The sequence below is a fragment of the Streptomyces sp. NPDC086080 genome (assembly GCF_044540255.1).
Lineage (GTDB): Bacteria > Actinomycetota > Actinomycetes > Streptomycetales > Streptomycetaceae > Streptomyces.
In genome coordinates this window covers 77,827-95,387 of record NZ_JBITRU010000023.1, presented here as the reverse complement: position 1 = coordinate 95,387, position 17,561 = coordinate 77,827, and the positions used below count along the sequence as shown (strand labels likewise).

Sequence of the window (17,561 nt, the reverse complement as noted above, 5' to 3'; positions counted from 1 at the left end):
ATGTGTTGGGTGTCTCTGAGAACGTGCACATACGTTCTCGGCGCTCTGAAGCCAACATAACCGCACAGTTACAACCATTGACAAGTGTCCGAAGTGTTTCTCTACTGTGAACGCTCACAGAAGCACGACGGCCTGCGCATCGGGCGCAGGCCCCGGGTCAGGGGAGAGTTCCATGCCGTACACGAAGCACCGTCGCCTCGTGAGTTCCGCCGTCGCCGTCGCGCTCGGCGCCACCGCGCTCACCGCCTGCGGCTCGTCGTCCGACGACGACGGCGCGGCCCGGTCGGGCCCGGTCTCACTGACCTACTGGACCTGGGCCCCGGGCATGGACAAGGTCGTGGACCTGTGGAACAAGGGGCCGGGCAAGAAGGAGCAGATCACCGTCACGGTGAAGAAGCAGGCGTCCGGCGACACCCTGGTCACCAAGATCCTCACCGCGCACAAGGCCGGCAAGGCGCCCGACCTGGTGCAGGCCGAGTACCAGGCGCTGCCCACGCTGGTCAGCAATGACGCGCTCGCCGACATCGGTGACGCGGTGGGCGATGCGAAGAGCAAGTTCGCCGAGGGCGTCTGGCAGCAGACCACGCTCGGCACGGACGCCGTCTACGCCGTCCCGCAGGACATCGGGCCGATGATGTTCTACTACCGCGAGGATCTGTTCAAGAAGTACGGCCTCAGCGTCCCGGCCACCTGGGACGAGTTCGCCGAGACCGCGCGCAAGCTGAAGAAGGCGGCCCCCGACAAGGACCTGACCACCTTCTCCGCCAACGACTCCGGACTGTTCGCGGGCCTCGCCCAGCAGGCCGGCGCCCGGTGGTGGACCACCTCCGGCGACCAGTGGAAGGTCGGCATCAACGACGCGGCGACGAAGAAGGTCGCCGAGTTCTGGGGCGGCCTGGTGAAGGAGGGCGCCATCGACAACCAGCCGATGTACACCCCGGCCTGGAACAAGGCGCTCAACACCGGCAAGCAGATCGCGTGGGTGAGCGCCGTGTGGGCGCCGGGCACGATGACCACGGCCGCGCCGGACACCAAGGGCAAGTGGGCGATGGCCCCGCTTCCCCAGTGGAACGCGGGTGAGAACAGCACCGGCAGCTGGGGCGGCTCCTCCACCGCCGTGACCACGGACTCCAGGAACAAGGACGCCGCCGCGAAGTTCGCCGCCTGGCTGAACACCGACGGCGAGGCGCTCAACGCGCTGGCGAAGGAGAGCGGCATCTACCCGGCCTCCACCGCGGCGCAGACCAGCGGCGCCTTCACCAGCCCGCCGGAGTTCTTCTCCAACCAGCCCGACTTCTACGAGAAGGCCGCCGAGATCGCGGAGACCACCGCGCCGTCCGCCTGGGGGCCGAACGTCAACGTCGCGTACACGACGTTCAGGGACGCCTTCGGTGCCGCCGCGAAGAACCGGTCGGACTTCACCGCCGCCCTGGACACGATGCAGGCGGACACGGTCGCCGACCTGAAGAAGCAGGGCTTCGGAGTCGCGGAGTGAAGTCCCCTGCCCGCGGGAGAGCGTACGGGGTCGACAGGGCCCCGTACGCGTTCCTCGTCCCCGCGATCGTCCTGTTCCTGCTGTTCTTCGCGCTGCCCATCGGTTATGCCGTCTGGCTGAGTTTCCGAAAGGTGGAGGTGTCCGGCCTCGGGCTGGGGGCCGGCGCCCGTGCGGAGGTCTGGGCCGGCGTGGAGAACTACACCGGCGCCCTGTCCGACAGCGAGCTGCTGAACGGCGCGCTGCGCGTGCTCGGTTACGGCTCCATCGTGGTGCCGGTGATGCTGGGCCTGGCCCTGATGTTCGCGCTGATGCTGGACTCCGAGCGGGTCCGGCTCACCCCCTTCACCCGGCTCGCGATCTTCCTGCCGTACGCCGTGCCGGGCGTGATCGCGGCCCTGCTGTGGGGCTTCCTCTACCTGCCGGACGTGAGCCCCTTCTACTTCGTGCTCGACAAGCTGGGTCTGCCGCAGCCGGATCTGCTGGACGGCGGGCCGCTGTATCTGGCGCTGTCGAACATCGCGGTCTGGGGCGGCACCGGTTTCAACATGATCGTCATCTACACCGCGCTGCGGGCCATCCCCGCCGAGGTGTACGAGGCGGCCAGGCTGGACGGTGCCACACCGCTGCAGATCGCGCTGCGGATCAAGATACCGATGGTGGCACCCTCCCTGGTGCTGACCTTCTTCTTCTCGATCATCGCGACGCTCCAGGTGTTCAACGAACCAACCACCCTCAAACCGCTCACCAACTCCGTCGCCTCCACGTGGAGTCCGCTGATGAAGGTGTACCAGGACGCTTTCGTGAAGGGCGACATCCACGCGGCCGCCGCGCAGGCGACCGTGATCGCGCTGGCCACCCTGGTGCTGTCCTTCGGTTTCCTGCGGGCGGCGAACCGACGGAACAAGCAGGACGACAGTCAAGGAGCAGTCCGATGAGCTCCCTCGCCCTCCCCCGGACCGAGTCCGCGGCCGGCGGCCCTCCCAGCACGCCTCCGGGCACGGCGCGCCGCCGCCGCCGGACCGCGCTGATCCCTACGGTGACACTGCTGCTCGGTGCGCTGTACTGTCTGCTGCCGGTCGCCTGGGTGGTCATCGCGTCCACCAAGTCCGGCGCGGAACTGTTCTCGACCTTCACCTTCTGGCCGGGCACCGGCTTCGCCGGGAACGTCTCCGACCTCGGCGCCTACCGCGACGGCGTCTACTGGCGGTGGATGGGCAACTCCGCCCTGTACGCCGGTCTGGGCGCGCTGCTGTCGACCTGTGTGTCGGCGTTCAGCGGCTACGCGCTGGCGACCTACCGCTTCCGCGGCCGCGAGACGCTGTTCAACATCCTGCTCGCGGGTGTGCTGATGCCGCCGGTGATCCTCGCCGTCCCGCAGTACCTGCTGCTGGCACAGGCGGATCTCACGGACTCCTACCTGTCCGTGTTGCTCCCCCAGATCCTCTCCCCGTACGGCGTCTACCTCGCGCGGATCTACGCCGCGGCCGCGGTGCCGGCGGACGTGGTGGAGGCGGGGCGGATGGACGGCGCGGGCGAGTGGCGCATCTTCACAAGAGTGGCGCTGCCGATGATGGTGCCCGGTCTGGTGACGGTGTTCCTGTTCCAGTTCGTGGCGATCTGGAACAACTTCCTGCTGCCGTTCATCATGCTCAGCGACGACGAGAAGTTCCCGATCACGCTCGGCCTGTACACGCTGCTCGAACAGGGCGCCAGCACTCCCGCGTTGTACACCCTGGTGATCACGGGTGCGTTCCTGGCGGTCTTCCCCCTGGTCGCGCTCTTCCTGGTGATCCAGCGGTTCTGGAGTCTGGATCTGCTGTCCGGGGCCGTAAAGTCATGACCATGGGCAACACGGGGGGCAGGCGCAAGCCGCCGACGATCCACGACGTGGCGCGCGAGGCCGGTGTCTCGCGCGGCACCGTCTCGCGGGTGCTGAACGGCGGCCACTACGTCAGCCCCACCGCGGCCGAGGCGGTCAACGCCGCGATACGCAGGACGGGCTACGTCGTCAACCGGCACGCCCGGTCGTTGATCACCGGCCGGTCGGACTCGGTGGGCTTTCTGCTCACCGAGCCCCAGGAGAGATTCTTCGAGGATCCCAACTTCAACGTCCTGCTGCGCGGTTGCACCCAGGCGCTGGCCGCGCACGACGTTCCGCTGCTGTTGATGCTGGCCGGTACGGACGACGAACGGCGGCGCATCACGCGGTACATCACCGCCGGGCACGTGGACGGGGTGCTGCTGGTGTCCAGCCACTCCGGGGACCCGGTGGCGGAGGAGCTCCGCGCGGCCGGTGTGCCGCTGGTCGCGTGCGGGAAGCCGATCGGACTGGGCTCGAAGGTGAGCTATGTGGCCGCCGACGACCGGGACGGCGCGCGTGACATGGTGCGGCATCTGCTGGCACTCGGGCGGCGCAGGATCGGCGTGGTGACCGGTCCGCTCGACACCCCGGGTGGTGTGGAGCGCCTCGCCGGGTACCGGGAGATGCTGGCGGAGGCGGGGGTGGAGGCCGACGAGCGGCTCGTCGTCTCCGGGGACTACAGCAGGGCCAGCGGTGAGGCGGGTGCCGAGCGGCTGCTGGCGCGGGCCCCGGACGTGGACGCCGTGTTCGTCGCGTCGGACCTGATGGCCCAGGGGGTGCTCACCGCGCTGCAGCGGGCGGGGCGCCGGGTGCCGGAGGACGTCGCGGTCGGCGGGTTCGACGACTCCCCCGCCGCGGTCGCCGCGAGTCCCGAGCTCACCACGATCCGCCAGCCGTGGGACCGCATCAGCACGGAGATGGTGCGGGTGCTGCTGGCGCAGATCGGCGGCGAGGACCCGGCGGCGGTGATCCTGCCGACGGAGCTGGTGAAGCGCGACTCGACATGACGCCGTCGGCGGTCCCGGCCCGGTGGTGACAGGCGCGCCCGCCGGTCCGGTCCGCGGCGCACCGGTGCGTCCCGGTACCGTCGGCTCCGCCGCACGCAGCCGCGCGGCGGGTTCGGCGCGGTCGGGTGCGTCGGCGTCCGCCACCCGCACATCGGCCCCGGGCGACGCGAGCGCCCGGCCGGCGACGTCGGGCCCCATGTGCCCGCCGGACGGGACGAGCAGCAGCCACCAACGGGGGCCGTCGGCGCGCGGTCCGGTGCCGTGCGTGACGGGTTGAGCGGCCCAGAAGGACCCGGCGGCCGGGCGTGGCTCCGCTGGGAGGGCCGGCGCCCGGTCCTCGGGCACGCACGCCCGAGGACCGGGCTCGGGCCGCCGGCCGCCCGGTGGCGGCGCGGCGTGCCACGCCGGCCCCCGCGCGCCGGCGGCCCGGCGCCGCCCGGGACGGATCACGGGCGGGCGAGCAGGGTGCGCACCCCCTCCGAGGTGAGCGTGAGGCGGTGCTCGGAGCTGCCGTCGATGGTCAGCGACAGGTCGTCGGCCGGCCACTGGGCGGCGAGCGCGCCGAGCGGGACCAGGCGGTAGCGGGAGACGAAGGGCAGCAGCCCGGCCATCTCCAGCTCGGACGTGAACACGGGCACCACCTGGTCGCCGCCCGGCTGCTCCAGCACCGGCAGTGCCACGGCGCCCGGGTCGGCGGCCTCCTCGTCACCCGCGTCGTCGGGAACCGGGATCAGTACGTCGCTGTTGGCGAGAGCGTCCAGCGCCGCCGTGTCCTCGGTGTTGTCGGACAGGGTGTCCAGGGCCCGCTGGGCGGGCGTGGGGGCGTTGTTCTCGTGCGCAGGAGTTTCCATGGCAGATTCCCTGGTAGCGGCGGTCGTACGGCCCACCCGGGACCAGGATTCGCCCCGGGCACAGTGCTGCACGCGTACCCGGTCGCATATCGCGCAACCCTGCGCATCACGAGCGGTCCCCCGCCTGCGGACACCCCCTCCGGACCACCAGGCCAGCATGGCTATCATATGAGCACCCTCTAGCTCGAAAGACGATCCTGTGACTGTCAACGAAGACTCGTTCACCCGTTGGAAGCACCGCGAGGAGATCGCGGAGTCGATGATCCCGATCATCGGGAAGCTGCACCGCGAGCGGGATGTGACCGTCCTGCTGCACAGCCGCTCCTTGGTGAACAAGTCGGTGGTCAGCATCCTCAAGACCCACCGCTTCGCCCGGCAGATCGCCGGTGAGGAGTTGTCCGTCACCGAGACGCTGCCCTTCCTGCAGGCACTCACGACACTCGACCTCGGCCCGTCCCAGATCGACATCGGTCTGCTCGCCGAGGCCTACCGGGCCGACGACCGGGGGCAGTCGGTGGCCGAGTTCACCGCGGAGGCCGTCGCCGGCGCGACCGGCGCCAACAAGATCGACCGCCGCGAGCCGCGCGACGTCGTCCTCTACGGCTTCGGTCGCATCGGCCGGCTGCTGGCCCGGCTGCTCATCGAGAAGTCCGGTTCCGGCAACGGTCTGCGGCTGCGCGCGATCGTGGTCCGCCGTGGCGGCGAGCAGGACATCGTCAAGCGGGCCTCGCTGCTGCGCCGGGATTCCGTGCACGGCCAGTTCCAGGGCACGATCACCGTCGACGAGGCGAACGACACCATCGTCGCCAACGGCAATTCCATCAAGGTGATCTACGCGAACGACCCGGCGGAGATCGACTACACGGCGTACGGCATCAAGAACGCCATCCTCATCGACAACACCGGTATCTGGCGCGACCGCGAGGGGCTGTCGAAGCACCTGCGTCCCGGCGTCGACAAGGTGGTGCTCACCGCACCCGGCAAGGGCGACGTGCCCAACATCGTGCACGGCGTCAACCACGACACCCTCAAGCCGGACGAGCAGATCCTGTCCTGCGCGTCCTGCACCACCAAAGCGATCGTGCCGCCGCTGAAGGCGATGGCGGACGAGTACGGCGTACTGCGCGGGCACGTGGAGACGGTTCACTCGTTCACCAACGACCAGAACCTGCTGGACAACTACCACAAGTCGGAGCGCCGCGGGCGTTCGGCGCCGCTGAACATGGTGATCACCGAGACGGGTGCCGCCTCGGCCGTCGCCAAGGCGCTGCCCGACCTGGACGCGACCATCACGGGCAGCTCGATCCGGGTGCCCGTGCCGAACGTCTCGATCGCGATCCTCAACCTCCAGCTGGCCCGCGCGACCAACCGCCAGGAGGTCCTCGACCACCTGCGCGGTGTGTCGCTGACCTCGCCGCTGAAGCGACAGATCGACTTCGTCAGCGCCCCCGACGCGGTCTCCAGCGACTTCGTCGGCTCGCGGCACGCCTCGATCGTGGACGCCGGAGCACTGAAGGTGGAAGGCGACAACGCGATCCTGTACCTCTGGTACGACAACGAGTTCGGCTACTCCTGCCAGGTCGTCAGGGTCGTCCAGTACGTCTCGGGCGTGGAGTACCCGACGTACCCGGCGCCGGAGGCCTGACCCGGGCGCACCTCGGCTGCGCAGGTTGTAGCCGGAGCTACCTCAGGGCTCCTGAGGATGGCTCCTGACCTGTACTGATAGGCATCATCGACATACACAGCGAGGGCCGCCACCCGCAAGTCAGGCGGCGGCCCTCAGTGATCGTCTACAGGCCTGGGGGTTCTCAGGGGGTTTCCGCGGGAGTGCGCGCGCCCTCCACGCGAGGCTCGATCCGAAGCCGTCCGAGCGTCTGATACGGCCTGACCGTCTCCGGGAACTCACCGTTCAGGTTCAGTGCCTGGGCCACGGCGAGCCCTTCTCGTTGACAATACTCTTCCACCCACGCGAGGCCCGCCGCCAGCGCAGCGTCTCCGTCACCGGGGTCCGTCCGGATCTCCCCACACAGAGGGGCATCGGCGGATGCCTGTACGCCCACGGCCCAGGCCCCGCCGTAACGAGCCCCCGCCAAGAGGAACTCGGACGGCTCCCCTACACCGTCGGTCGGCAGCGACAGAGTGCTGGTCTCGGTGTAGCCGAGGGGCACCGACGTACGTAGGTCCACGACTGCCGGGAGTTTGGGCGCGCCGTTGTCCAGCCACGCGTCCATGGCGGTCCGGCCCCGCATCCCGTTGTCTGGCAGGAAGTGGGCGTACGTCTCCAGCGTGATGGTCACCGAGGCGTGCCCCATCCAGTGCGACACTGACACCGGATCCTCCCCGGCACCGAGCTGCACGCTGGCGTAGGTGTGTCGCCACCGGTGGTGCATCATCTCCCGGCTGGGCTCCCAGCCCCAGGCCTCTTCTTCTCGCCGCGGCTTGATGAGGCCGGCTGCCGCGAGGGCAGGTTTCATCGTCTTCTCATTGAACGTGCCGGGACGGACCCGGTTCCGCCACTGCGTTGTGACAAGCAGGTTGACGGTGGCCGTCGCCCGCCCGGAGTTTCCCGACCCCTGCCACGGCAGCGTCACCGTGACGGAGGGGAACTCGTCCGCGTACTCGTTGATGCGTTTGAGGAGACCTGGTGACAGCGGGACCTGACGCTCCTTCCGGTTCTTCGGCAGCTTGAAGTACGCGGTCTTGCCGTCCTTGCTCCACTGCAACTGACGACGGATGCGCATGACCATCAGGCTTTCGTCAATGTCGTCAAGGCTGAAGGCGAACGTCTCTCCCTGCCGCAGCCCTGCATGCATGCCCAAGTCGGCAACCATCTGGTAGCGGCGAGGCATCGCCTCCCGGATGGCGTGGGCCTCGCGACTGGTCCAGGCGCGTGCTTTCGTTTCCCCCGATGCCTGCGGCCGGACGCCGGTGGCGGCAGCGCGGCAGGGGTTCTGCTTGATGCGTTTGCCCTCTGCGCTCTTGAAAATCGTGGAGAGGTGCGTCCACAGCACTTCCATCGTGGTGTCGGCCAAGCGCCGGGCCTTCAGTTCCTTCTTCCATGCGATGAGGTGGTCGTCGCCGACCACGTTCATGGGAGTGCGGCCCAGCGAGGTGTGCACGATGTTATTACGGATCTTCCCTTCCATCGACTCGGCCGTGGACTGGTCATAGTCGCAGTTCGGCCACCACACGTCGGTGATGTAGTCGCCGAGCAGGATCTCCCCCGCACGCTCGTCGAAGAAGTCGCCCTTCTTGATGGCCGCCAGCGTGTCCGACAGCCAAACCTTGGCCTCGTCCGCTGTGTCGAAGGACCGCTTGCGGACGCCGGGGATGCCGGCTACTCGGTAGCGCTTGCACTTTCCCCAAAGCTTGGTCCGTTCCCGCTTGCCGGTCCTCGGGTTCGGCCGCTTTTTCAGCCAGCGATCCTCGATCCACCCGGACGTCGCCACAGCCAGTCCTCCCCCCTGAGGTCGTTAAGGCGGACCTCCAACAGCCGTTCCGTCACCATCAGCTCGCTCGCGGCGGTGCAGATGTCGCTGGCCCACTGGGCGACTTCGACGAGGCCCGAGATGGCTATCAGCTTGCGGGCTGCAGCGAGGTCCGCTCTTCGTTCTTGGCGGGTTGACCGAATTTGATTGCGGCAATTGATGTCTCCGGCCCAGACGTGCTCCAACTCATGCGCTAGGACGCATCCTTCCTGTACGGCGCTGAGCCCGGACGGGATGGCGATGCTGTGATCGTCGCGGGACCAGGTATCGCGGAGCCAGGTGTGGATGATGCGGAGGCCGTGTTGGTCGAGGATGCCCTTGGGCGCGTAGTGGAGACCGGCTGGTACAGCGAGGTTAGGAGTTGTGGACATGCCCCCCCTCAGGGTCATTCGGACGGTGGGAAGCGCGCCGGATCCCACGTCCGCAACAGTAGCGGCATGGGAGTGAAGGACACCTGCGTAAGTCTTTCAACTACCTTCATGATCGCCTCACCTCGGACAGCATCGCCAGCCGCTCTCGTTTGTGAGAGATGCGTGGGACGAAGAGCTGCCTGGTCGCAACCGAACCGTGGCAGATCTCCGGCACGGACGAACATCCCGCCCCAACCAGCCCTACACAGAGCTCCAGCCGGGCGGGTGCTTGGCCCGTAGGCTCACCGGAGGCTGGGCGGATCTCCACCCAGCCTCCATATCGGCAAGCCGTGGTGGACATCATGCCTGTGGCGTGATCCAGGTCGCTCTGCCTCGCCCATCGTCTCGAGGCAGAGCCTGGCGAACGTCACAGCTCTGGCGACCTCGTGGTGCCTGCGCAGGCGGCCTTGGTGCACAGCCGGGAGGCCGGGCGAGCATGGATAGGGTTGGTCGCGCAAGAGACGCCGAGTCAGTCCTCATCGAAGGGTAGCGCCGGCTCGTCGTCCCCGAGGTCCCTGCCGTCGTAGACGGCTTTGGAAGCGACATTGTCATATGCATCAGCGAGGTCTGCGCCACTTGCCCCGAGGATGCTCTCCCAGTCTGTTCCCATGGGTGCGACTCTATTCGCACCCATGGAGGAGCTTGACGATGTCGGCGTTGAGTTCGTCGACCCGGGCGGAGATCGCGGCTTCCGCTTCCGGAGTGATGCGCCGTGCCGCCAGCCTCGGCACGATCTCTTCCACAGGCACCGCGACGAACGCGCTCTCGGACATGGCGACTCAACGTCTGGATGGGGACCGACAGAGATGAGGCAGACATCGAGATGTACTGGTCGATGTAGCCCCACTGATCGATGGCCGGTAACAGGCCTTGGGGGCGCGCCAGTCCGAGCTAAGGTCAGCGGCTTCCTGCCGGTGGGTCTGACTGGTCTTCACGTTGACAGCCCAGCGCCCGGATGGAACTACGCGACCAGCCGCCGTTCGTGCCCCAGCACGTGGAGCCACGACCACATGGCGCACGCGGGGCACGCGTCTTCATGGTCGGTGCGGCGGAGTCCGCGGACGCGGCCGCTGGTGCGCATCTGGCGTGAGGCTGAGCGTCTGATTCCGGGTAAGGCTCAGTCCGAGAATCATCACCGCGTGCCTGCGCCCGCCGAAGGCCTGTACGGGCACCCGCTTCTGTGAGATGACCGTGCCACGGAAACCCACGGCGGCAAAGTCTGGCTGGACATCGACCGCATCGTCGGCACGGACCGGTAGCTGGACGGCATCGTCAGCACGCCGGCCCGGGCCTTGGCGGGCATCGCCCACGGCATATCGGAATGAACGGCCGCTGGACTCTGGGCACCAGGGAGCACCGACGGGATCAGGCGGGCCGGCCGGTGACGGAAGGCCGAGACGGTGAACTCCTACGACCGGGAGTTCAACCCGGCCACCCGTAACAGCGTCATGCGCCTGGGTCCGTGACCTCTCCGGCGGGCTTGTTGCGGACATCACACATCCGGGCGTCGAGAGCGGCCTGCGTCTCAGGATCGAGCTCGTAGTCGCCGACGGTTTCAGGGTTGACGTCCAGCGCGTGAGAGCGGAAGGCCTCCCGCTCGGCGGAGAGCTGCTGGATGGTCTGGGTGATCCGGTGGATCTTCTGGCGCAGCCTCTCCCATTCCCGCTCGGCGAGGGCGAGCTCGGCGAGCTGCTTCTGGATCTCAGCCTCGTTCTCGCGGGCGTAGTTGTTGCTGACCAGTGTGATCAGAGGGACCCCGAGAGCCTCGGCAGCGGTGACCGCCTCGTCGAGCCTGACCGCGCGGGTCTGCTGCTCGATGCGTGTGATGGCGGTGGAGTCGACGTTCGTGCCGAGCAGTGCGGCCATACGGCGTGCTAGCTCTGCCTGGCTGATGCCGAGGCGTTCGCGTTCTTGACGAAGTCGGCGGGCGAAAAGGTCCCCGGGCAGTGGGTTCATGGCGGTTTGGCACTTCCTGGTCAAGATCGTGATCGACGGGGTGCGCGAGGGTGGCCCGCCTCGAAATCGAGCAGGCCGGCGCCGCAGCAGTGCTGGAGCGGCACATTACACATCTCGCACTGCGGATTCCACAGGCGTCCGCCACGGCCCTGCGGTCGCCCGCCGCGACGCCGATTCGCCTCGTTTCCGAGTCCCTTTAGACTCCTTATTAATATACCTTTCACGTGCCTCTACGGTCCGTCATTCGAATGAGGTAGATTAGTCACTGCAGATGCGCACGTATACGAGCCAGCCGGGGGAGTAAACAGCATGCCACCGATCACTCCGGCTCCTATCGCTGCTCATCCGGGTGGACGAGCTGTGCTTGTTGCCTTGCGACTTACCGTCATGCCACCGAATGATTCGAAAGGCGAGAGGAAAGAACCGTGACGAAGATCTACGAGGCAGCCGTCCTCACACAGACCTCCCTGCCGAGTGCAGCCTGGGACCTGACCAGCTTCCTGCAGAACGCCAAGTCCCAGATCCAGCTCTGGGGCGGTCTTCTGCTCATGCTGCTCGGTGTTGCCGGCCTGGTCTGGGGCGGCGTGCTCCTGATCAAGAAGCTGATGGCCAACCCGCAGTCCGCGGGTCAGCAGCAGGGCTGGGGCACGATCGCGCTCCTCATTCTCGTCGGCGGAGCCCTGGGCACTGGCGGGTGGTCGCTGATCTCGACGGTCGGCTCCGGCGGCCAGCAGACCATCACGGACCTCGGCGGCGGCACGGTGATCGTCCAGACCATCGATCAGTTCAGCGGGTTCCTGAGCGGCCCTTCCAAGTAAGAGGCCGTCACAGACCGTGCACACGACCGGGGACAGAGGCGTCGAGCGAACCGGGTCGGTTGAGGTGCAAGGCCTCCTCCGGCCCAGTTCGCCATATCCGGGCCCGCAGCACGGTGCAGGCACGAAAGAGAGCAGAACATGGGGATCAAGGACAAGGCGCTGGCCTTCAGCAGGAAGTTCAAGCTCGACTCGCACCACGCGATCGAGCGTTTTGGGGTGTTCTTCGGCATCTTCGCGGTCACGGGCGCGATCGTGATCAGCGTATCGGGGGCCTCGGCGTACCAGGCGGAGCGTGACTCGCTGTCGCAGACGGCGCTGTACACCAGCGACTTCAAGACGTCGAAGACGAATCTCGACGGCACCGTCGACGGGATCTACACCAACAAGAGCGGCAACAAGGCGCTCGTGATGATGCACTTCAGTCCGACCGCTCAGATCTCGTACAGCGCCGCGGACTACAGGGCGTTCCTGCTCGGGTCGGACACCTCGCTGAACAGCGAGCCGGTCAGCACCAGCGGGATCAAGGGCTCCTTCTACGCCTTCGGCTCGACCGGCTACGTCGGGGTCCTCCTGAACGCCGACCGGCCCTTCGACCGCCAGGTGTTGAACCTGACGGTCCGTGCGAACGCCGAACTCACCACGCCCGGAGCCGAGCAGGCGCAGAGCAGCGGCAAGCTGGCCGGCGACGAGACCTTCTCCAAGTACGACCAGTGGCGGGTCTTCTTCAACCCCGGCGCATCCGGGGTCCAGAAGATCGCGGCGCTCGACGCCCTGACCTTCGACCCGGCGCAGGCCTACTACGAGGTCGCGCTCAAGGAGATGGAGGCCGAGGCCAGGGACGCCCTGGACCAGAAGCTCGTCGAGATGCGCACGAATCTGACACAGATTCAGTCGTACACGTCCGACCTGCAGACGACGAAGATCGACGGCCTGTTCCTGCGTCCGCCGACCGTTCCGGTCTCGATCGCCACTGACAAGATCACGGGTGTCTCCGCGGCCGAGGCCAAGGACGGCGTCTCGACGCTGGCGCTGCAGACCAAGCACGTCGTCCCGGGCGGCTTCGACCTCAACTGGCGTGCAGGCAACGTCTACGACGGCTACCTCGACGCCCTGGTGCCGGCCGGTCAGAGCTACGCCCAGTTCTTCACCAAGAAGCGCAACGAGGGCTCGGATCCGACGAGCCAGCACATCTCGAACATGCAGTGGATCCTCTCGGACGGCACCAGCCTCACCAGGGACTACCAGTCCTCTGACGTGACGATGCGCCCTCTCATGAACATCATGAACAACCTTTCACAGGCATATCAGAATTACTCTCAGAACAAGTCTCAGTACGAGTCCGACCTGTCACTCAACTTGCTCCGACTGGACGTGAGCCTGCGGGACGTGCAGTCCAACAGCACCATTCGCGACGACAGGGACTTCCTCACCACGCTCCATTGAGTGCGGCGATGAAGTGACGCATCCCGCTACCTGGCATTGAGCCGGAAAGGAAAACGACATGACCACCGACAAGCCGAATCGGAGTCCCAGGAAGGGGACACCGAAGGACCGGCCGAGCACGTCGGTGAGTCAGGGGACGCCCCGGCAGGGTCGCGGGACCAAGAGACTCGGCGCTGAGGAGGGCATCGAGAGGCCTCCCGAGGGCAAGGCCCGCGTGCCCAAGCAGCTCCCAGGGCCGGGAGCTGCTTCTTCTGGTCCTTCTGGCGCGGCGAACACTGCGCCGAAGATGCCGGAGACCGCGTCGAAGATGCCGGACGCTGCAGACACCGCGGAGACCGCGGGCAAGGCGGCCGATGCCGCGAGTGCCGGGTCGAAGATCAAGCAGGGTATGAACGGCGTCGCCGGGAACATGGCCGGAGGCGCGGCCCAGAAGGCGATCGAGGGAGACGGCAGCAGCGCGACCCGCCGTAACGCCGGGCGTTACGCAGGAGCTGCCGTCTCCGGTGCCGTGGCCGGTGCACAGGCTGGCGGGCTTCCGGGAGCCGCCGTTGGCGCAGCGACGAACGTCGGCGTCGAGGGAGCCCAGGACGCGGTCAAGGGCGTGTCCAAGGTCACCGGCGGCAGCCCGGACGCCAAGCCGGCCGACCAGCGCGAGCTGGGTGCCGGCGGCACGGGCTACGAGCGTGGTGCGTCGAAGGACGACGAGGGCCTGGGCTCGAAGGCGGCCAAGGGCGTCGCCGTCGGCGGTGGCGTGGCTGCTGCTCCGCCGGCCATGGGCGTGGCCATGGCCATGGCCTTTCTGAACTGGCTGAAGTTCATGTTCTTTGCGGCCATGGCGATGGCCGTCAACGCCGGGAAGCTGCTGTGGACGCTGATCGTCAACATCGCCAAGGCGGTTGGTCATGCGATCGCTGCGCCGTTCATGGCGATCGGCAGCTTTATAGCCAAGGGGGCCGGCGCGGTCCTGGGCGTCACTGTCACGGCGACGATGGCCCCGGTTGCCACAGCGATGTCGGGTGCGGTCGCGGTGACCGCCACCGTGGCCCTGCTGGGCACGGTCCTCACCGGCGTCCTCAACTCGACGGCGCTGACCGAGGGCAGCATCAACGCGAACGGGACGGCGTGCATCGTCAACGCGGGTAGCGTCGGCAACGGTTCCGGAGCCACCGTCCCGGCGGACGTGGAGAAGAACGCCAAGGAGATCTACTCAGTGCTCAGCAGCTGGGGGATGCCGAAGGAGAACATCGCGGGCATCCTCGGCAACTGGTCGCAGGAGTCCGGGATCGACCCGACGAGCGTGCAGAACTTCCCCACGGGGACGTATGCCATGACCGCCGAGAAGGCCAGCGCCGCACAGAACACGGACAACGGCATCGGTCTCGGGCAGTGGACGTTCGGCCGCAACACGTTGCTGCGCCAGTACGCGAAGAGCAAGGGCATCGCCTGGTACACCATCAAGGCCCAGCTGGCCTTCATGGTCGATGGTGACAACCCGGGCGATGTCACGGTCTTCAAGGACATACTCAAGACGTCGCAGGGCTCCCCGCGTGCAGCGGCGCTGCACTTCCACGAGAACTGGGAGCGCTCCGCTGATGACGCGGCCGGGCTCACCGCACGAGGCGACAACGCCGAGATGTGGTTCGGCAAGATGAGCGGCTGGTCGGTCGACAACTCGATCGTGGACGGCGTCAAGAACATCGTCGGCGGGATCATCGAGAACATCGCCAACGGCATCAACACGATCCTGGGCAACTGCACCTCCAAGGGCGGCAGTTCCGTCTCGCTGAAGGACGGCGGGATGACGCAGGAGGAGGCCCAGGCCCTGGTCGACCTCTTCAACAAGGAGGGTGACAAGTTCCTCGACGATCGCTACGGCGACCAGGGTGGTCCTGGCTCGTGCGGGAGCAACCATGCTGAGAACTGCGTGTCGTTCTCGACCTACTTCGTGAACAAGTACACGACGTTCCAGACCTACCCGGCCGGTGACGGCAAGGAGACCGCGTACACGATCGCGAGGGAGACCGGCAAGCAGTTGTCCTCGACTCCGACGGCGTATTCGGTGGGTTCCGGCCCGGGCTCCGGTCCCGCCGGCCACACCCTCGTGGTGCTCGGCGTCCAGGGCGACAAGGTCATCCTCGGCGAGGCCGGCTACTGCGCTTTCATGGGCCGGGTCCGTGTCGACAGCGCGGCACGGATGGCGGCCGAGGACTGGAAGTTCGTGGACATGTCGGATTCGATGCTCCCCTCCGGCAAGATCAAGACGGTCTGATGCACTGCATCTGATCTGGGAGTGAGAAGCCGGTGCCGGGCGATCCGGGCACCGGCTCCTTCATGTCCGGTGCAGGCCCTGCGTGCCGGCTGCGCTTTTCGGATCCCTTATCGAATTTATTCAGAGTCGGTCATGAATGTCTTTCGAGATAGGCTTGAGTCGTTTATGAGAGCAACGTGGAGTGAGGAGTGTGTTCCGTGACGACAGTCCATGACGAGTCCGAGAGCACGGGCCCCGAGCGGGAGACCGGGGCGATGCCCGAGGAGAAGCCCGCGGCACCGAAGACGCGCAAGAAGGTCACCGGAGCTGAGCTCGAAGAGCGCTTCGCGGGCTGGTCAATGCGCCAGCGCGAACGGGTCCAGGCACGCAGCCCGGAGGCCAACTCGCGCCTGATCCGACGCAGCGTGACCGCGGTAATGGGGGTCGGGATCCTCGCCCTGGTCGTCGCCACGGGCGTGGCCGGCGAGAGCTTCAAGGCAAGCACAGCGGACAACGAGGCCCAGATCATCCAGCTCAAGGGGCAGCTGGATAATGCCCAGTCCACGCCGGTGAAGGCGGACGCCGACGCGCAGTTGTCCAGGCTCACCGAGGCGGCAGCCGCCGCCGCGAAGAAGGTCGCGTCCGGGGAGCAGACCTTCGCCGCGTTGTACCACCAGGCCGGCGTCCAGCCCAGCCCGAACAACGGGGCTCCGAACCAGGCCACGCTGGAGATCATCAAGCACCGCCGGGACATGGCACCGCTGTTCAGCAAGGACTCCTTCCTGGTCAGTGACAAGGAGGCGTACAGCACCTCGTCGCTGACGCCGTTCGACGCGACCACCGAGATCGATCCGCGCCACGCCTGGTACATCCGCTACGACGGCCAGAACGCAGCTGCCCCGAGCACGTACGCATGGACGGTCGAGACGGTGATGCCCGATCTGAGCGTGAAGGACGACTCGGGCGCAACGAACCAGGCAAAGGTCGTCTGGCTGTGCCGGGACACCAAAAGCAGCGAGGTGCTCGCCTGGGCGAGCGCGCGCTACGTGCGCAACGGCACGACGGGGGCCTTCGACCACTTGGCGCTCGTGGTGACCGCCGCTGGGGTCCAGTACGAGAACCCCGCGATCAAGATGCCGTCCGGGCCCGGAGTCCCCGAACTCAGCGGCACAGGCGCACAGAAGAAGGACGGGAAGCGGTGACGGAGCAGACGGCAACGCCCACCCGGCGGGGATTCTTCCGGCACAACCTCTCGGTCCTGGTGACGGCAGCGGTCCTCGCGGTCGTCGCGACAGTTGCCGGTGCGACCTGGAGCAGCCAGCACGCGGCCCTGGCGGAGCAGGAAACCCAGATCAACGACGTCGAGGAACATCTGGCAGGCATCCGGAAGAAGAACGCCGAGCAGGTGAACGCGGACGTTATGGCGGCCCTGGGTGTCAGCCAGAACCGGCTGAGCACCGACGGCGAGCGCATCACGTCGCTGCTCTCGATGGCCTTCACATGGGACTCGGGACAGAGCTACGAGGCGGCGCGCGAGAGCCTGAAGAGCCGGTTCGGTCTCACCGAGAACGAGACGTTCCTGAAGTCGTTCATGCCTCCGTCGAGGTTCAACGAGGACTCCCAGGGGCGGCGTTACTACTACATCGACACGGTCGGCCTGAACTCGGCTCTGGGCGAGGATCCGGGCATCGAGGTCGTCGATGTCAAGGCGGGCGTCTACACCTACTCCGTCCTGGCCGACGTCGAGGTCACCTCCGACGCGGTGTCCCAGAACAAGGCGAGCAAAGCCAGTGTCACGGCGCACCGGCGCGCACTGCTCTTCGTCACGGTCGACGCCCAGGGCAAGGTCTCGAATCTCTCCGGCATCCCGGCAAGTGGCGAGACTCGCCATTCCAGATAATCCAGACTCCCTTTCGACTCCCCTCATTGATAGGGTTGTACTGACATTCGAGTGGAACGGCTAGTTGAGGACTAATGGCATCGA

16 protein-coding genes are annotated in these 17,561 nt (G+C 67.1%); 10 read left to right on the top strand and 6 right to left on the bottom strand.

Features of this window, described 5'->3' with window-relative positions; genetic code table 11:
- Nucleotides 1–172 precede the first annotated feature (172 nt).
- The 4 genes from ACIF9R_RS25140 to ACIF9R_RS25125 are packed head-to-tail and all read left to right on the top strand — an operon-like array spanning nucleotide 173 to nucleotide 4,363.
- Nucleotides 173–1,495 (top strand): ABC transporter substrate-binding protein, encoded by a 1,323-nt coding sequence (locus ACIF9R_RS25140; RefSeq protein ID WP_399984187.1) that lies wholly within the window; start codon nucleotides 173–175, stop codon nucleotides 1,493–1,495.
- Nucleotides 1,492–2,430, top strand: coding sequence for a carbohydrate ABC transporter permease (locus ACIF9R_RS25135; RefSeq protein WP_399984184.1), 939 nt, complete (start codon nucleotides 1,492–1,494; stop codon nucleotides 2,428–2,430). Before ACIF9R_RS25140 ends, ACIF9R_RS25135 begins: the two co-directional genes overlap by 4 nt.
- The gene (locus tag ACIF9R_RS25130) at nucleotides 2,427–3,335 is read left to right on the top strand and encodes a carbohydrate ABC transporter permease (protein ID WP_399984182.1); all 909 of its coding nucleotides are present in this window, start codon (nucleotides 2,427–2,429) and stop codon (nucleotides 3,333–3,335) included. The genes ACIF9R_RS25135 and ACIF9R_RS25130 overlap by 4 nt, the downstream gene beginning before the upstream one ends.
- Nucleotides 3,332–4,363: a LacI family DNA-binding transcriptional regulator gene (locus ACIF9R_RS25125; protein ID WP_399984180.1), complete on the top strand. Its 1,032-nt coding sequence runs from the start codon at nucleotides 3,332–3,334 to the stop codon at nucleotides 4,361–4,363. The genes ACIF9R_RS25130 and ACIF9R_RS25125 overlap by 4 nt, the downstream gene beginning before the upstream one ends.
- A gap of 446 nt (nucleotides 4,364–4,809) precedes the next feature.
- Here the strand turns inward: ACIF9R_RS25125 and ACIF9R_RS25120 are convergent, their stop codons facing one another.
- Nucleotides 4,810–5,214 (bottom strand): SseB family protein, encoded by a 405-nt coding sequence (locus ACIF9R_RS25120; RefSeq protein ID WP_399984178.1) that lies wholly within the window; start codon nucleotides 5,212–5,214, stop codon nucleotides 4,810–4,812.
- 199 nt (nucleotides 5,215–5,413) lie between these two features.
- Here ACIF9R_RS25120 and ACIF9R_RS25115 point away from each other — a divergent pair, with 199 nt between their 5' ends.
- The gene (locus ACIF9R_RS25115) at nucleotides 5,414–6,859 is read left to right on the top strand and encodes a glyceraldehyde-3-phosphate dehydrogenase (RefSeq protein ID WP_399984176.1); all 1,446 of its coding nucleotides are present in this window, start codon (nucleotides 5,414–5,416) and stop codon (nucleotides 6,857–6,859) included.
- Nucleotides 6,860–7,022: 163 nt separating this feature from the next.
- On the opposite strand, the gene ACIF9R_RS25110 is transcribed toward ACIF9R_RS25115, so the two are convergent.
- From ACIF9R_RS25110 to ACIF9R_RS25090, 5 genes are all read right to left on the bottom strand, one after another.
- Nucleotides 7,023–8,663, bottom strand: a complete 1,641-nt coding sequence (locus ACIF9R_RS25110) for a tyrosine-type recombinase/integrase (protein ID WP_399984173.1) — start codon at nucleotides 8,661–8,663, stop codon at nucleotides 7,023–7,025.
- Nucleotides 8,627–9,073, bottom strand: coding sequence for an ImmA/IrrE family metallo-endopeptidase (locus ACIF9R_RS25105; protein ID WP_399984171.1), 447 nt, complete (start codon nucleotides 9,071–9,073; stop codon nucleotides 8,627–8,629). Before ACIF9R_RS25105 ends, ACIF9R_RS25110 begins: the two co-directional genes overlap by 37 nt.
- 508 nt (nucleotides 9,074–9,581) lie before the next feature.
- The gene (locus tag ACIF9R_RS25100; RefSeq protein ID WP_393807611.1) at nucleotides 9,582–9,722 is read right to left on the bottom strand and encodes a hypothetical protein; all 141 of its coding nucleotides are present in this window, start codon (nucleotides 9,720–9,722) and stop codon (nucleotides 9,582–9,584) included.
- Between the two features lie 10 nt (nucleotides 9,723–9,732).
- On the bottom strand, nucleotides 9,733–9,885 hold the full coding sequence (locus tag ACIF9R_RS25095) for a hypothetical protein (RefSeq protein WP_399984168.1): 153 nt from the start codon (nucleotides 9,883–9,885) through the stop codon (nucleotides 9,733–9,735).
- 673 nt (nucleotides 9,886–10,558) lie between these two features.
- Entirely contained in the window at nucleotides 10,559–11,068 is a 510-nt protein-coding gene (locus ACIF9R_RS25090) for a helix-turn-helix domain-containing protein (protein ID WP_399984165.1), read from the bottom strand.
- Between the two features lie 425 nt (nucleotides 11,069–11,493).
- On the opposite strand from ACIF9R_RS25090, the gene ACIF9R_RS25085 reads away from it, so the two are divergent.
- The 5 genes from ACIF9R_RS25085 to ACIF9R_RS25065 all read left to right on the top strand — a co-directional run bounded on the left by ACIF9R_RS25085 (nucleotide 11,494) and on the right by ACIF9R_RS25065 (nucleotide 17,477).
- Complete coding sequence (locus ACIF9R_RS25085; protein ID WP_399984163.1) at nucleotides 11,494–11,886, top strand: hypothetical protein; 393 nt, start codon at nucleotides 11,494–11,496, stop codon at nucleotides 11,884–11,886.
- 138 nt (nucleotides 11,887–12,024) lie between these two features.
- Nucleotides 12,025–13,329: a hypothetical protein gene (locus tag ACIF9R_RS25080; RefSeq protein WP_399984161.1), complete on the top strand. Its 1,305-nt coding sequence runs from the start codon at nucleotides 12,025–12,027 to the stop codon at nucleotides 13,327–13,329.
- Nucleotides 13,330–13,636: 307 nt separating this feature from the next.
- Nucleotides 13,637–15,598, top strand: a complete 1,962-nt coding sequence (locus ACIF9R_RS25075; RefSeq protein WP_399984158.1) for a phage tail tip lysozyme — start codon at nucleotides 13,637–13,639, stop codon at nucleotides 15,596–15,598.
- A gap of 197 nt (nucleotides 15,599–15,795) precedes the next feature.
- Complete coding sequence (locus ACIF9R_RS25070; protein ID WP_399984156.1) at nucleotides 15,796–16,779, top strand: hypothetical protein; 984 nt, start codon at nucleotides 15,796–15,798, stop codon at nucleotides 16,777–16,779.
- Nucleotides 16,776–17,477 (top strand): hypothetical protein, encoded by a 702-nt coding sequence (locus ACIF9R_RS25065; RefSeq protein ID WP_399984154.1) that lies wholly within the window; start codon nucleotides 16,776–16,778, stop codon nucleotides 17,475–17,477. The genes ACIF9R_RS25070 and ACIF9R_RS25065 overlap by 4 nt, the downstream gene beginning before the upstream one ends.
- The last annotated feature ends 84 nt before the right edge of the window (nucleotides 17,478–17,561 follow it).